Origin of the sequence: Brucella anthropi, from assembly GCF_046630315.1 — a bacterium.
Lineage (GTDB): Bacteria > Pseudomonadota > Alphaproteobacteria > Rhizobiales > Rhizobiaceae > Brucella > Brucella anthropi_A.
In genome coordinates, this window is the sequence record NZ_LQBD01000038.1 from 164,116 (window position 1) to 180,226 (window position 16,111).

Here is a 16,111-nt window from a genome sequence, read left to right on the forward strand (position 1 = left end):
CTCCTCCCAGGAGTTGATTGATTATTTGAGATGTGCCGCAAACCAGTCGGCTGCGGCCGTGCTTGTTGTCTGAAAATGCTCCCGATAGACGGAATAATGGCCGCCCTGCACCACGAGCAGCTTCTTTTCCGTCGACAACGCGGTGAATGCCGCGCGCTGCAAGTCAGTCGGAGTAATCGTGTCACTGTCGGCGATGATCATCAGAACCGGAACGTCGGTGATGCGATAGAGATAACTCCCCGGCTCATAGTTGCGGGCAAGCTCAAGGGATGCGATCGTCGTATAGTTTCGCCATTCCGGACAGTTGCGTCCCTCTTCCGTCATATAGTCGAAAGAATCCCGACCGCGATATGCCACGGGAGCATCGGGATCCTCGCTCACCGATTGGATCGTGGCGGGTTCGGCACCGTGGAACACCGCTTCCCGGTCGGCGATAAAGGTCTGCCATTGCCCGCTCCACGCCGCTTGATCCATGCGTGCGCGGGCTGCCTGCCAGCTGCTGATCGTGGGAACCTGACTAACGACGCAGCGCACGCGCGGATCGGTCGCCGTCACGGTCAGGGCATGACCGCCGCCATAGCTTGACCCCCATACTCCAATGCGCGCGCCATCCACTTCCGGCTGGCTTCGAACGAAACTTATTGCTGCCTTGTAATCCTCAACCTGTTTCGATGGATCGATATGCTGCCGCGGTGCGCCACCGCTCTTGCCGAGGTTACGATAGTCGAAGGTCAGGGCTGCGAGGCCCCGTGCGACAATCGCTTTTGCATAATCCTCAAGGTCGCCACCTGCGACCATACCCCAGCCATGACCCAGCACAACACAGCCGAGATTGGCCTGATCCGATCCTGTCGGGAGATAGAAAGTGCCGACAATTTCGTCACCTGCGACCGAATACTGAACTTTTCTACTGATATGATCCACTTGAAGTTCCTCAATTCCCGCAGCCTGAAGAGGCCTGTCAGGCTTCAGAATGACAGTCGCTTTACGATCGATCAAATTGATATATGATGGCAATCAATCGGATTTTCCGATTAATTGCCATTTATAGCGGGTTTGCCGATGGACATTCGTTCACTGGAGGTCTTCCTCGTTTTGAGTGAGGAACTGCACTTTGGTAAGACGGCCGAGAGATTGAGCATGAGCCAGTCTTCCGTCTCGGAGCATTTGCGCCGTCTTGAGGCGCGCCTTGGGCGGTGTTTGTTCGACCGGACAAGCAGGCGGGTGACATTGACGGAAACGGGAGAAATTCTGGCCCATCGGGTCCGTGACCCGGTCAAGGCGATCCGCAGCGCGATGCGTGAGGCCGAGCGAGGAGACAACAAGATTGGAGAAGTCCTGCGGATCGGCTTTCTGGGCGGCGGATTTTACGAGCTTTACCAGCCATTCGCCCATAGCTGCCAGCTTGAATACCCCAATCTGGCGTTGGAATTCATCGAATTATCTTATGAGACGCAGTTTTCCGCGATCGTCCATGATGAAGTCGACATGGCTTTCTGTCGTCTGCCTGTTGGATTGGCGGGGCTTGAATCTGGACCGATCGTCATGTCGGACCCAAGGGTGGTCTGCGTGAACCTTGAGCACCGCCTGGCAAGATACGATCACATTGATGCGGAAGAATTGTGCGGGGAAACAATGTTGCGCGTGCCCGCGACGCAAACGGGCACAAAATGGTCGGAATATCATTTTCCATTGAAAACGCCGGCGGGCATTTCTTTGAAGCCCGGCCCGATGATCCGAACCGTGCGTGAAGGTATTGCGGCAGCGGTGGCAGGCCATGGTGTGTTCTTTTTGACGAAAAGAGCCGCGCAATATTTTGCCACACCGCGCCTGGCTTTCGTGGAAATAAATCTGCCGCCGATTCAATCCGCCTTTGTCTGGCGGCGTGGCGATACGCGCGCGTCCATTGCCGCTCTCAACCAGATGCTCATCCGGATCGCCCGCGAAGCGAAGGTCAGCTGATGCCGATAACCTTGACGGGAAAGCATATGCGCGTGTCGCTCAACGCCCTGTCATTCCGGCCTGCCCTTACGCCAATCGTCGAATTTTCGCTGGTTTTCCTCCTTCGTACAAGGGTAAAGGCCGATAATTGCCGCGCCGTTCTTCACCTCTTCAAGAACGAAATCTTCAAAGACTTCCATTCCGATGCATTCATCGGCAATTTCCTCGCAAAGATGTGCGGGGATGACCATGACCCCATCGGCATCGCCCACCAGGACATCACCCGGAAACACCGCTGCATCCCCGCAGGAAATCGGAACATTGATGTCGATGGCTTCATGCAAAGTGAGGTTTGTCGGGGCCGATGCCTTGGCGCAGTAAGCGGGCATGTCGAGTTCACCAATACCCTTCACATCGCGAAAGCCGCCGTCCGAAACAATCCCGGCAGCGCCCCGCAGGGCAAGTCGCGTCACCAGAATGGAACCTGCGGTCGCCGCACGCGCATCCTTGCGCGCGTCCATAACCAACACCCAGCCCGAAGGACAGGTTTCGATGGCCACACGCTGCTTGTGATCGGGATTGCGGAAGACCGTGATCGGATTGCGATCTTCGCGCGCCGGAATATAGCGCAGCGTAAAAGCCTGACCGACCATGTTTTCAGGTTTACGCGCCACCTGAACCGAACCCTGAATAAACTGATTACGCAGTCCGCGCTTATAGAGAGCCGTGGCAACGGATGCGGTTGAAACCTTCTTCAATTTCGCGCGTGTTTCGTCGGAGAGAATATAGTCTGACATCGGTTTGCCCCTTAATAAATGACCGGCTCGTCAACCGGACGGCCAAAATCGTTTTTCAAGAAATCGAAATCGCAGCCCTTGTCGGCCTGCTCGACATGTTTGGAAAAGACGAAGCCGTAGCCACGTTCATATCTGGGTTCCGGCGTTGGCCACGCCGCGCGGCGGGCAGCCAGTTCGTCGTCAGAAACCAGCATATTGAGGCTGCGTGCCGGGATATCGAGTTCGACCATATCGCCGGTTCTCAGCAAGGCCAGCGGCCCGCCGATAAAGGATTCCGGTGCCACATGCAGTACACAGGCACCGAAGCTTGTTCCCGACATGCGCGCGTCTGAAATGCGCACCATATCCCTGAGACCAAGCTTCAACAGGGCTTTCGGCATCGGGATCATGCCCCATTCGGGCATTCCGGGCCCGCCCTGCGGACCTGCATTGCGCAGCACAAGCACAGTATCCGGCGTCATCGGATAATCTGGATCGTCGATGATTTTCTTCAGTTCCGGATAGCTGTCTGCGACCAGCGCCGGACCTGTGTGTCGGTGAAATTTCGGATCACAGGCAGCGGGCTTGATCACGGCGCCATCCGGACAGAGATTACCCTTCAGGACGGCCAGTGAACCTTCGTGGTACACCGGATTGGACAGAGGCCTGATAACATCCTCATTATAGATTTGCGCCTTTTCAAGCCCGTCGGTCAGCGGTTTGCCGGTGATGGTGATGGCTGAGGAATCGAGCTTATCACCGAGCTGCCGCATCAATGCGCGAATTCCACCGGCATAGTAAAAGTCCTCCATCAGATAATTGGTGCCGGAAGGGCGGATATTTGCGATGACGGGTGTTGTTCGTCCGATACGATCAAGATCGTCAAGTTCAAGCGGGACACCTGCTCGCCGCGCCATGGCAATCAGATGAATGATTGCATTGGTGGAACAGCCTGTCGCCATTGCAACGACGACCGAATTTTTCACCGCTGCCGGTGTGATGATCTGGTCCGGTGTCAGATCCTCCCACACCATCTCGACAATACGGCGGCCGCATTGTGTCGCCATGCGCTGATGATTGGCATCGGGTGCAGGAATTGACGACGCGCCGGGCAGTGACAGCCCCATGGCTTCCGCAATCACCGTCATGGTGGATGCCGTACCCATCGTCATGCAATGGCCGTAGCTGCGGGCAATGCCGCCTTCGATGCCCTGCCATTCTTCCTTACCGATAGTGCCTGCGCGGCGTTCGTCCCAGAACTTGAACATATCGGTACCAGATCCCAATGTCTTTCCGGCATAATTGCCGCGAAGCATGGGGCCGGCAGGCAGAAAGATGAAGGGATAGCCAGCACTTGTAGCGCCCATAACGAGCGCCGGTGTGGTCTTGTCACAACCGCCCATCAGCACGGCCCCATCGACCGGATGGGAACGCAAGAGCTCTTCCGTCTCCATTGCCAGCATGTTTCGGTAAAGCATGGTCGTGGGCTTCACATAGCTTTCGGACAGCGAAAGTGCGGGAAGCTCAAGCGGAAAGCCGCCAGCTTGCAGAATGCCGCGCTTCACCCACTCGACCCTATCCTTGAAATGCGCGTGACAAGGCTGCGCATCGGACCAGGTATTGATGATCGCGATGATCGGCTTGCCTTCCCAATCGACCGGATCGTAACCCATCTGCATGGTTCTTGAACGATGCCCCGAAGACCGCTGATCATCGGGAAGCATCCAACGTGCAGAACGCAGATCCTCATATGCTTTTCTGGTCATTTCAGTGCCTTCCCGGTATTTGAGCTGCGCGAATGTCTGCAAGTTGATTTTCTGCCAACGAATGGACGGCTGATCGATGACATCCGGCTTCATTCCTCCCGCGAATAGTCATGGGCCGTGAATGTCCCGCCTTGAAACATCCGCGAGACCGGATCGCCGGTTTCCGCCAGATCGCCATAGCGGGAAGCATCATCCTGCGGGACGTAACCGATCAGAGCCGCATCGTCCTTCTCCCACCAGCGCGCGGCATTGGCGGAAACACCCCAGACGATTGCCACGTCGGTTCTTGGTGTTTCGACAGATGCAATCACAAGCCGAACCAGATCGTCATGCGAAAGCCATGTCGCGAGATGGCGCGCCTCCGTCGGCTCCGGCAGGCAGGAACCTATACGCAGATGCACGCTTTCAATGCCGTGCTTGTCGAACATCATGCGCCCGAGCAATTCACCATAGGCTTTGGAAAGCCCGTAATAGCCGTCGGGCCGATATGGGTCATCCGTGCCAAGCACCTTGTCGCGAGGATAAAAGCCGATCGTATGGTTGGAGCTCGCGAAAATGACGCGCTGCTTTTCAGCCCGCGCCGCTTCAAAAACATGCGTAACACCAATCAGATTGGCTTTCGCAACTGCATCATAGGGCTGCTCCACGCTGATGCCGCCAAAATGCAGGATGGCATCCATTCCCCGCGCCAATGCCGCAACGGCTTTGGAATCCGCCAGGTCAGCCTGAACGAACTCGGCATTTTCCGGCACCGCATCGGGAAATGGCGCCATATCGGACAAGCGCAGCCAATAGCCTGCCTGTGCCAATCTTTTCGTCAGCATGCGCCCCAGATTGCCCGATGCGCCGGTGAGAAGCAGACGTTTCATCCGTTCAAACTCCCTTCATTCTGGCAATCGTCACACCCGCAACAGGCGCCTGCATGAGGTGAATGCCGCCTGATTGCGGTGCAGCTTTCAGTGTCTCGGGCGCTCCCAGACGATGGGACGTGACGGCAAGAAGTGTGAGATCCGGGCCGCAAAAACACGGCATTGTCGGCGCGGGAACAGCAGCCTCAATGCGATGGATGCGCTTTCCATTGCGATCAAAGCAGTTCAGGACACCGGCAGAAACTCCGGCACTCCAATAATTGCCCTCGCTGTCGCAAGCACCACCATCCGGTCGTCCGGTGTCTTCATCGAGATCAGCAATGCGTGTGCGATTGCTTATCGATCCGGTTTCGACGTCAAAATCATAGCGATCAATCCATGGCCCACGGGAATCGGTATGGAACATCGTCAAACCATCGGCAGTCCAGGCAAGGCCGTTGGAAATCTCAAAGCCTTCCGCCTTGATTGCGGCTTTCCCGTCAGCGGTCACACGATAGAGTTTTGAAATGGCTTCCCGCTCCGGCCGCCCATCCATACTGCCGATCCAGAAGGCTCCGTCCGGTCCAATCTTGCCGTCATTCAGGCGCGACGTTTCCGGCTCGTCATAACCATCCCACAGGGTCTGTCGTTCCGATGTCTCCGGATCGAACAGGATGATCTCGCGCGCAAGCGACACGACAAGCCTGCCGCTTTCAGCAAGCCCGAGGCAAGGTACTGCCGCCTCGAAAGCCCATTCGCGCAGAAGCCCTTTATCGAGGCCGACCTCATAGACTTTCTGTCCGTTGATATCGCACGCAAACAGCGTTTTGCGTCTGTCGTCCCAGACGGGGCTTTCCATAAGCTGCCCGCGCAGATCGGCTATGCAGCGAAAATGTGCCATCATGCAGCCCCCGTTTCGATAGCCGTGATTTTCATCCTGTTGTGCCTCAATGCGCGGATGGTTGGCGGTTGCGTGCAACGATCTGCGTTGGGTTGACGAAGCGCAGAGCCAGGAGCAGCCACACCAGCGAAGTGACCATGTAAATGACCGCCATGGCATCGATGGACTGGACGGAGCGGACCCCGGCGGCGAACACCGAATAATAGAGCGCGACGACGAGCGTCTGCGATGTCGGCCCCGCGGTCAGGAAAGTCAGTTCAAACATCGCGACCGTGCGCACCAGAACCAGAAGCATGGCCGCGAGCACGCCCGGCATCAGCATCGGCAGAAGCACATGGATGAAGAGCTTGAACGTGCCTGCGCCGAACACGCGCGCCGCCGCCTCGACCTTCGGGTCGATCTGCTCGATGAAGGGGATCATCACCAGAATGACGAAGGGGACTGTCGGCACGAGATTGGCGAGAACGACGCCCCAGAACGTACCGCCCACGCCGAACTTGTAAAGCACGGTCGCCAGCGGAATGCCGAAGGTTATCGGCGGCACCAGAAGCGGCAGCAGGAAGATCAGAAGCACAAGCTTCTTGCCCGGAAAATCCCGGCGCGCCATGGCATAGGCTGCCGTCACCCCCAGTATGCCCGACAGGATCACCACCGCAAAGACGACCTGAAACGTGACCAGAAGCACCTGATCGAGCTGGAATTCAGCCCAGGCCGCCGCATACCAGCGCGTGGTAAACGCATCCGGCAGCCATGTGCCGAGCCAGCGCGTGCCGAAACTCGAAACCACCACGGCCGTAATGACAGCCAGAACATTCAGCACGAAGAAGCCGGTTACAAGCCAGACGAGCGTGATCCAGAGCTTGGAAAGGATGGAAGTATCGCGGATCATGACCTATCCCTTTCCGCCGGCGGTGGAACCGCGATAAAAGAGCGAACGCACCCCAAGGAGCGCACCGACCACGAGCAATTGCACTGCCGCCATGATCATGGCGATGGATGAAGCCAGGGAGTCGTCATATTGCTCGAAAGCCGCCTGGGCTGCGGCAATCGAGATTACGCGCGTCGGCCCCGAAGGCGCGCCCAACAGGACGGCGGACGGGAACACGGCAAAGGCCTGCACGAAGGTGAGGCAGGCCGCAATGACCAGCCCCGGCACCAAAAGCGGCAGCATGACATGGCGGAATCGCTGCCAGCTATTTGCACCATGGGTGGCGGCGGCGCGCTCCAGCGCGGGGTCGATGCCCGTGATATAGGAAAGCGTCAGCAGGAAGGTGAACGGAAACACCGTGATGACCAGCGATGCGAAGACACCCCAGTAATTATTGGTGAGCTTCAGCGGGCTGTCGATCAGGCCGAAGGTGATGAGCGTGCGGCTGAACCAGCCCTGCGGTCCCAGATAGTTCAGCAAGCCTTCCGCGATCAGGACTGTGCCGAGCGTTACCGGCAGGACCAGGATCGTGGTCAGCAGGCGCTGGCGCGGCATCAGCCGCACGCGCATGGCAATGGGAACCGCGAAAAGCACACTGATGATGGTTACGGGAACCGCCAGCCACAGCGTCGCGCCGATGGTCTTGTAGAGATAGGGGTCGGAAAAGAACTTGGCGTAATTGGCCAGCGCCCCGCCGCCATCGAGCGGATTGAACGACAGCACCAGCCCGTAAAGAAACGGATAGATGAACACGCCCACCACAAAAAACAGCGCGGGCAGGATCAGAAGGGTGACGCCATCAAAGCCGCGATTGGCGAGGCGTTGTCGCAGACCGGGCCGCAAGCCGGGTTCAAGCGGCGCCTTTGCATAGGTCTCATCCGCCATCGTTCACCCCTCCGCCGGGAAAACCAGCGCACGGCCGGCATCAATGCCGAGCACGATACGGCTGCCGGGCTCCACACCCTGCGGCCCGTGAAAGATCAGTTCCATGCCGGTTTCAGTGCGGGCTGTGCCGACATATTCGCGCCCGCGATATTCAATGGTCTCGACGGTCGCCTGCAAATCATTGCGGTGGCCCGACCCGGACACGACATCATCGCCGCGCGCCATCAGCACGGCGTCGTCGCCCGGCTCAAGCTCATCCATCGCGCGACCGGCGAGTTCGCTTCCCGCGACGGAAATAACGGCCTGTCCGCTCTCGATGCGCACGACCTTGCCCGGCAGGGCGTTGCGAAACCCCATGAAGGCTGCAACATCGCGATAGCGCGGCTCTTCATAAAGTTCGTGCGGCGCGCCGACCTGACGGATCTCGCCATCGCGCAGGACCACGATACGGTCGGCGAGCGACAGGGCTTCATCCTGATCGTGGGTTACATAGATCGTTGTGGAGCCAAGCTGGTTATGGATACGGCGGATTTCGGCCCGCATCTCCAGTCGCAGCTTGGCGTCGAGATTGGAAAGTGGCTCGTCCATGAGAACCACCGGCGGCTCGATGACGATTGCACGGGCGATCGCCACGCGCTGCTGCTGTCCGCCGGAGAGCTGACCGGGCAGTTTTTCTTCCTGCCCTTGCAGACGCACCAGAGCCAATGCGGCCCGCGCGCGCTTTTCTATCTCGCCTTTCGCCAGACCGCGCATCTTGAGACCGAAACCGACATTTTGCAGCACATTCATATGCGGAAACAGCGCATAATTCTGGAACACCATGCCGAAACCGCGATCTTCCGGCTTCAGCTGGTCCACGCGACGATCATCGATAAAGATACCACCAGCCGTCGTACCAAGAAGACCGGCAATGCAATTGAGAGCGGTCGATTTTCCGCAGCCGGAAGGGCCGAGAAGCGCGATGAACTCGCCTTTCCGGATGGTGAGGTTGATTTCCCTCAGCGCATTGAAAGTTCCGAATGATCGGCTCATCCGGTCAAGCCGGAGTTCTTGAAAGGACATTGACGCAAACACCATGATTTAAAATTGGCGACTATCAGCGGCCAATGGCGAGCCGTTCAAGGCCCGCCACACAGCCTTGGGTCAATCAACCAGCGGCGACATCTTCGTCCCAGCGGCGGAATGCGGCAACCATCGCTTCCGGCTCAAGCGGCAGCTCGATCGGATTATCGGCAATCCAGTCGGCATATTCCGGACGGCCAAACTCCGCGATGATGTTCTGGCTTTCCTTCGGCGCCATTTCGATGGTGACATCCTTCACCGCAGGCCCCGGATAGAAATAGCCGGCATCATAGGAATAGGCCTGCTGGTCGGGCTGGAGCGAGAATTTGATGAACTCCATCAGCACCGCGACCTTTTCCTCGGGCACGCCCTTTGGAATGGCGAAATAATGTGCATCGCAAACCCAGTGGAAGCCATCCAGCTTGCTGACGCCCATCTCCTTCGGCACCACGCCGAGCGCACGCGGATTGATGTCCCAGCCGGTGGTCGTCACCGTCATGTCGCGCGTGCCTTCGCCCAGTTCCTTCATGAGCGCGCCCGTGCCTGCCGGGTAATATTCGATATTCTTGTGCAGTTCCTTCAGATAGGCCCAGGTCTTGTCCCAGCCCTTGACCGGGTCCCTCGGATCGCTGTCGCCCAGAAGGTAGGGAAGCCCCATCAGGAAGGTGCGCCCCGGACCGGAATTGGCCGGGCGGGCATAGATGAACTTGTTCGGATTTTCCTTCGTCCAGGCCAGCAGTTCTTCGGCTGTCTTGGGCGGCGTCTTCACCTTGTCGGGATGGTACTCCAGCAAGGGGCCGGATGGATAATAGGACACCACGACGCCCTTGCCCTTCGACATTTCCTGCATGCGCCATGCCGGTTCAAGATAGATATCCTGAAGCTTCGGCAGCCCGTTATCCGGCAGCGCAATGATGTCGGCCCAGATGTCATCGGCAAGCCCGGCGGAAAGTGCATCCAGCCCGACGATCACCATGTCGATGTCGATGCGGTTGGCGCGCTGCTGCGCCTTGATCTTGCCCGGCAGTTCCGGTGCCGGCGCCTTGTTGAAGGTGAAGCGCGAGACAAGCGCTTTCTGCTCAGCCGCGAAATTATCGAAAATCGGCTGGGTCAGGGCCAGATTGCCAGCGGCGTCGATGACGTTGAGCGCCACCGGCGAAGACGGCAGTTTCGCCGACTGCGCCCACGCGCCTTTCGGCAGCATGATGCCCATGCCGGTCGCAATCCCGGCTCCCGCCATGAATGTGCGGCGTGAAATTCCCTTGTTCATGCTCTCCTCCACTTTTGCTTGTCCGACATGTATCGCCTCCTCCTGACGATACATGCCGCTTTTTCAAATCCTGGTTTTGCCGGGAACCGGCTCCGAGAACTGCTTCCCTTGTTTCAAGATACGCATGCGTTTTCAAACGATCGCATCCGTCTCCCAACCTGTGATAATTCTGGAAAGTTTATTACGATCAGCTGCTTCGAGAGATGGCAGGCCCGGCAAGCGAACGTCACCCACCGCAAATCCCTGCATCTGAAGGGCTTCCTTGACTACAGTGACATTGGCGCCATTACGGTATTTGGTGCGCATGCTTTCAAAATCGGCGATGCTTTCCACAATCTGCCGCGCCTTGGCATAATCGCCTTTCTCCAGTGCACTCCAGACAGCCAGCGAACGTTTCGGTGCTACATTCACGAGACCGGATGTGAAGCCGCGCCCGCCCAATGCGTAAAATGGCAGCGCCCAGCTTTCGGCGAGACCGCAGATCCAGGTTGCATCCGTTCCCTTGGTTGCGCGGCAGCATTCAAAGAACAACATCATGTTCTGTGACGCGAATTTCACACCGGCAACTTTCGGATGGGTTGCAAGCCGCACCATTTCATCCAGCGGGATCAGATCGGAGCGGATATAGGCAACGATCGGGAGGTCTGTGGCTTCGGCAATCTCGATAAAATAATTGACCTGCGCATGAGGGGCGGCGAAGGGATCAAGCGGATGATGGATCATCACACCATCGGCGCCTTCAGCCTCCGCGGCTCTTGAAATCTTGATTGCATCGCGGACGGAGCGTCCGGCTGCGGCCGTTACCGCGGCTTTACCATCAGCCGCCTTGACGGCGATTGCCTGCAGGCGGATCACCTCGTCCACAGTCATGCTGTAGAACTCGCCCGTATTACCGCCGGTGACGATGTTGTGCACACCGGCCCTTGCGATACGTGCAACAATTTCGGCGGTCAGCGCGGCATCAACCTCGCCATCCGCATCATAGGCCGTCGCATGCACGCCCGAGACGCCTCTCAGCACTCCTCGGTATTCCGCTCGATCCATATTATCCTCCCAGAAGCCGGTCAGAAGACCAGTTCGATATGTGTATCCCCCGCTTTCACGATGTGTTCCCGCATCAACCGTTCAGCCAAATCCCCGTTTCTGGCCGTAACGGCCTGCATGATGGCTTCATGTTCGCCAAATGACTGCCGACGTACATCTTCGCGAGAAAGCACCGTCACGCGGGCGGCATGGTCATACATGCGCTGGGCATTTTGCAGCCGCCGCAGATATTCACACCCCGATGCCTCGTGAATGGCATCGTGAAATTTCTCGTTGAGCTCGATCAGCACCTCCACATTGCCGGATTCGACCGCAGCCCGCATTTCCTCAATAATTGCTCGAAGAAAGGCAAAAGCTTCTTCGTCGCCATGTTTTGCAGCCTGGCGCGCAATAATGCTTTCGAGCGCGGCGCGAGCGAGCGTCATCTCCTCCGCCTGGCGCGCATTGAACGAAACAAACGTACCGCGTCGCGCTTCCGTACGCACAAGCCCCTCACCTTCAAGCTGGCGCAGCGCCTCTTTCAAGGGGCTGGTGCTGATACCGAGATCAGCGGCCAGCTGTCGCTCATTCAATCTGTCGCCGGACTTCAGCCGACCCGAAATGATCGCCTCCCGAAGATCGTCGTGCACATGATCTCTAAGGCTCTTCACCTTGATGGGTGAAAATGGGGAAACATTCTCGCGCAAAGGCATACCTGTTGCTTATCCGTACTCACATCATGATCCTGAAGCGTTAAATCTGATATGTCAATATCTGATGTATCAGATATTACGGCTGGCGAATTTCGATATTGTCGAAACTGGAAACGGCAGCTTTCATTTCAAAAAGCAGTGGCCGACGCTGCGGTGCGGACAATGCTTAAAAGACGGGTCAATTCTCAATAAAAGCCATCAGACTATGTGCAACCGCATGGTTGATTTGCGCCTTGCAGCACACTCAAAGGGGTGGAAGACTCCGAAAGCATATCTCCACCGTCGCCGAAACCCACTGCATTTGGGACTTCGACTATCAGGTCTGGCTCCCCCGCTTCACTGCGGCCCGTTCTGCTCGTCTTATGACTATCGGAGCGCCCCTCACCCGGCGGATGAATAAAGCTCGGTTTCGGGAAATCCCCGCAGAAAGCTTGATCAAGATCAATGTTACAAACCGCTCCTGGTGCCACAATCAGGCTGTAGTGCCAGAGCGCGTTTCGATCCGATGCAAAGAGATCGACGCTCCAACTTCTTTTAATTTGAGCATAATCTTATCGATCCTGACCTTTATTCCGGTCGGATTATGCGCTCACAACCGACACGAAATATCCGGGATGGATCTGGATATATTTTCAACACTGAAAGAACTCATGGTAAAATATAATATAATTCACAGCGCATTCGGCGCCAACAAAAAGACAATAACAATACTTTCATTGCTCCTGCTTACTGCAATGTTTCTGGCTCTCCCAGCGCAGGCCAGCTCCATCATGGAGCCGAAAGGGATGGCGGACAACTTCTCTGGAAAACCAGAGGCTCCACATACGCTTATCGTTTATTCATCGCCGACATGTTCCTACTGCGTTCAGTTCGAGACAGAAATTCTGCCGGAATTGAAGGCGCTTTATGTGGATAAGGGCGAACTTCGAATTTCCGTCCGCCCATTTCTGCGCAATCAACTGGACGCCGCCATATTTATGCTGGCGAATGCCCATGGTCCGTCAAGCTTCAATACCAATCTGGCATTGATTACTCCGAAAATAAAAAGAGTCACGCAAGCCAAAGATCCACTCGCCGAGTTGCAGAAAGTTGCTGCTGAAGTTGGAATTGATGCGGCACAGTTCAACTCCGCGATGAATGACAAACGCTTCCTGGAAAATCTCAATCAGCTCACCGAACAGGCCGTGACGGCATTCGGGGTAGCGGGCACTCCTACCTTTTTCCTCGACGGCAAGCCCGTACGATATGACGGAACGATAGCGTCACTCACCAAATCCCTACAGAAAGATGAGGAATAAGCTGTTCGGAGCGGTTCCAGCGAAAGAAGTCGCGGACACCGCTCCATCCTTCTGTTTGAACGCATGCCTCCCAAAACCGCCCGCCCCCTTTGGAAGATATTATCCAATTTCTGCCACAGAACCAGATCGCACGAACGATGACGCCCCCGGATGGTCCGCGCAGCGAATCTCTTACCTTTACCGCGTCCTGCCAGGATTGATCGGATCAGCCAGCAGGCGCAACCCGTTCAGAACGACCAGCACCGTACCGCCTTCATGTCCCAGCACCGCCAGCGGCATGGGTAGCGAAAGAAACAGGCTTGAGAGCGCCAGCAATATCATTGCTCCAATCGCAAAGGCGAGATTCTGGCGAATGATCCGGCGGGTTCGCCGCGCCAGGTGACGCGCAGCCGCCAAGCGTTCCATATTATCTGAAAGAAGGGCCACATCGGCCGCCTGAAGCGCCACCTCGCTCCCCGCCACCCCCATCGCGATACCGACGTCAGAACGGGCCAGGGCTGCGGCATCATTGACACCATCGCCCACAAAGGCAACTTTGCCCTGTTCCGTGAGGGCGCCCACAAGCCTGACCTTGTCTTCAGGAAGCAGATCGGCATGGATATCTTCTGCGGCGAAGCCCAGTTTCGCGCCAATGCGCAGGGCAACAGGGCGGCGGTCGCCTGTCAGCATCACGAGTTTTTTGAGCTTGTCGCGGCGCAGCGCATCAAGCCCGGCAGCCGAGCTGATGCGCGGCTGATCCGCGACCGTTACGGCTCCCAGAATTTCGTTTCCGCGACCGAGATAAATCAGGGTTTCAGCGTGACTTCCCAGTTTCTCCAGAGAAGCAAGTTCAGCATTTGCTTTCTGTCGGGACACCATTCGACGATTGCCAGCCCATACTTCCGTTCCGGATGATGTGTAGCCGATCACACCTTCGCTCGGAATTGCCGTCACACGGGCGATATCGGCACACTGAATGCTACGGATCGCAGCATAGTTGCGGACCGCCTCGGCAATCGGATGTTCGGAATGTGCTTCCAGCCCTGCCAACAAGGAAAGAAATTCGGCTTCCGGTATGAAAGTTGCAAGCCCGGTGACTTCTGCCTTTCCGGTTGTCAGCGTTCCCGTCTTGTCGAACGCAAAAATGTCCACCTCTGCGAGCATTTCAAGCGCTTTGCCACCTTTGAACAGAACGCCGCCTCGTGCAGAAACTGCAAGCGCCGACAGAATGGCGGAAGGCACCGAGATGACGACCGCGCACGGGCTTGCGGCGACAAGCAGGGTCGCGGCCCGATAGAACGCATCCTGTGCGGGCCAGCCAAGCCAGTAGAGCGCGAGGAAAGCCAGCACAGCCCCGGCAAGAACTCCAATAGTATATCGCTGGCCGAACCAGTCGCTGAATCTTTCAGACGGCGCGCGCGCCGCTTGTGCTTGCGTGACGAGTGCGATCATTCTTGCAACCGTGCTTTCGGCCACAGCATGTTCGACCTTTATCCGCAGGACGGAGTGCTGGTTGACAGTTGCCTCAAAAACTTTGCTACCGGGACTTTTGTGCACCGGCATCGACTCGCCGGTGATGGTTGCCTCGTCCAGAGAGCCCTCGCCTTCAAACACGACACCATCTGCCGGAACCCGTGCGCCGGGCCTCAGCACCACTATATCGCCCGGGCACAGTTCAACAGCTTTCACCTCGTCAACGGTGCCATCCACCCGTTCCCGTAACGCAGTGTCGGGCCGCAACGTCATCAAAGCTTCCACGGCATTGCGAGCTCGTGACATGGCGCGATGTTCCAGTGTCGTGGAAATACTGAAAAGCATCAGAAGAACCGCGCCCTCGAACGGCGCGCCAACAGCCGCCGCCGTGACGGCCGCGATCACCATCAGAAGATCTATATCCAATATGCGCTCTTTCCAAAGCGTTTGGAGCGCGCGCCACGTAGCCGGTATACCGCCAGCCAGAAAAACGATAGACAAACCAATCGTACTCAAGACACCATGGCCTGCCCAGAAAGCATATGTTGCAGGAATGATGCCGAGGATTGTCAATCCGGTGAGCGTCATTGCCATACGATCGGATGTGAGAAACGAGGGCATAACGCCTGCCTGTCTGACCAAGGAAATTTCTCACATTATAATCATTCTAAAATAGCCGTCTTTGACTCAACGCAATTTCGTTTTCCTCATCGACGAACGAAGCGTTGAAGGGCGAGATGATTTCCGGATGGCGCTTGGCGTATTGAAAGGCTGCGCTTTCGAGATCGTGCGAAACTGGACGAACGGAGAGGATAGCTTTTGGAGGAGGCAGGAAGAACAAATGCCTCCAGCTTCATGGACGACGTTATACGTAAGCTTGCCTGTGTGGTTGCTGAATTTGTCAAGAATGAAGATATCGCCCGGACTGGTGCAGGCGCCAGATACTGTTCGATCCAAAACGCCGAAAAAGGCATCTGGCTGCGTTTCAGCTTAACGTTGACCTACCCGGGAGTGATATTTACAGCCTTTATCCTGGCCGCATTCCGCAGCCCATCAATTATCCAGGCAGGATGCCATCCAGATGGATTATTTCAACGGGGCAAGGTTGCTTGTCGGTCGGTTGGAGTGTCTTTAAACGCGGAAAGCCCCGCTGGCTGAGCGGGGCTTTGATATTGTTTGGTTGCGGGGGCAGGATTTGAACCTGCGGCCTTCAGGTTATGAGCCTGACGAGCTACCGGGCTGCTCCAC

General features: G+C 56.9%; 14 protein-coding genes. 2 read left to right on the forward strand and 12 right to left on the reverse strand.

What is annotated here, in order from left to right:
• Positions 1–21: 21 nt before the first annotated feature.
• Entirely contained in the window at positions 22–924 is a 903-nt protein-coding gene (locus AVM02_RS18455; protein ID WP_411508361.1) for an alpha/beta hydrolase, read from the reverse strand.
• A gap of 138 nt (positions 925–1,062) precedes the next feature.
• On the opposite strand from AVM02_RS18455, the gene AVM02_RS18460 reads away from it, so the two are divergent.
• Positions 1,063–1,962, forward strand: a complete 900-nt coding sequence (locus AVM02_RS18460; protein WP_411508375.1) for a LysR family transcriptional regulator — start codon at positions 1,063–1,065, stop codon at positions 1,960–1,962.
• Between the two features lie 50 nt (positions 1,963–2,012).
• On the opposite strand, the gene AVM02_RS18465 is transcribed toward AVM02_RS18460, so the two are convergent.
• The 10 genes from AVM02_RS18465 to AVM02_RS18510 all read right to left on the reverse strand — a co-directional run bounded on the left by AVM02_RS18465 (position 2,013) and on the right by AVM02_RS18510 (position 12,050).
• Positions 2,013–2,738 (reverse strand): ribonuclease activity regulator RraA, encoded by a 726-nt coding sequence (locus tag AVM02_RS18465; protein ID WP_411508362.1) that lies wholly within the window; start codon positions 2,736–2,738, stop codon positions 2,013–2,015.
• Positions 2,739–2,749: 11 nt separating this feature from the next.
• Positions 2,750–4,483: an L-arabinonate dehydratase gene (gene araD / locus AVM02_RS18470; protein ID WP_411508363.1), complete on the reverse strand. Its 1,734-nt coding sequence runs from the start codon at positions 4,481–4,483 to the stop codon at positions 2,750–2,752.
• A gap of 89 nt (positions 4,484–4,572) precedes the next feature.
• A complete protein-coding gene (locus AVM02_RS18475; RefSeq protein WP_411508364.1) occupies positions 4,573–5,352 on the reverse strand; it encodes an NAD-dependent epimerase/dehydratase family protein in 780 nt (259 codons plus the stop codon).
• A gap of 4 nt (positions 5,353–5,356) precedes the next feature.
• The gene (locus AVM02_RS18480) at positions 5,357–6,235 is read right to left on the reverse strand and encodes an SMP-30/gluconolactonase/LRE family protein (RefSeq protein WP_411508365.1); all 879 of its coding nucleotides are present in this window, start codon (positions 6,233–6,235) and stop codon (positions 5,357–5,359) included.
• Between the two features lie 43 nt (positions 6,236–6,278).
• Entirely contained in the window at positions 6,279–7,121 is an 843-nt protein-coding gene (locus AVM02_RS18485) for an ABC transporter permease (RefSeq protein WP_012092772.1), read from the reverse strand.
• A 3-nt stretch (positions 7,122–7,124) separates the two neighbouring features.
• Positions 7,125–8,045, reverse strand: coding sequence for an ABC transporter permease (locus AVM02_RS18490; protein WP_411508366.1), 921 nt, complete (start codon positions 8,043–8,045; stop codon positions 7,125–7,127).
• Between the two features lie 3 nt (positions 8,046–8,048).
• Positions 8,049–9,122: an ABC transporter ATP-binding protein gene (locus AVM02_RS18495; protein ID WP_411508367.1), complete on the reverse strand. Its 1,074-nt coding sequence runs from the start codon at positions 9,120–9,122 to the stop codon at positions 8,049–8,051.
• Between the two features lie 70 nt (positions 9,123–9,192).
• Positions 9,193–10,377, reverse strand: a complete 1,185-nt coding sequence (locus tag AVM02_RS18500) for an extracellular solute-binding protein (RefSeq protein ID WP_411508368.1) — start codon at positions 10,375–10,377, stop codon at positions 9,193–9,195.
• Between the two features lie 132 nt (positions 10,378–10,509).
• Entirely contained in the window at positions 10,510–11,421 is a 912-nt protein-coding gene (locus AVM02_RS18505) for a dihydrodipicolinate synthase family protein (protein WP_411508369.1), read from the reverse strand.
• 20 nt (positions 11,422–11,441) lie between these two features.
• Complete coding sequence (locus AVM02_RS18510) at positions 11,442–12,050, reverse strand: GntR family transcriptional regulator (RefSeq protein WP_411508376.1); 609 nt, start codon at positions 12,048–12,050, stop codon at positions 11,442–11,444.
• 494 nt (positions 12,051–12,544) lie between these two features.
• Here AVM02_RS18510 and AVM02_RS18515 point away from each other — a divergent pair, with 494 nt between their 5' ends.
• Positions 12,545–13,411: a thioredoxin domain-containing protein gene (locus tag AVM02_RS18515; RefSeq protein ID WP_411508370.1), complete on the forward strand. Its 867-nt coding sequence runs from the start codon at positions 12,545–12,547 to the stop codon at positions 13,409–13,411.
• Between the two features lie 177 nt (positions 13,412–13,588).
• Here AVM02_RS18515 and AVM02_RS18520 read toward each other — a convergent pair whose 3' ends face one another.
• Positions 13,589–15,484, reverse strand: coding sequence for a heavy metal translocating P-type ATPase (locus tag AVM02_RS18520; RefSeq protein WP_411508371.1), 1,896 nt, complete (start codon positions 15,482–15,484; stop codon positions 13,589–13,591).
• Between the last annotated feature and the right edge of the window lie 627 nt (positions 15,485–16,111).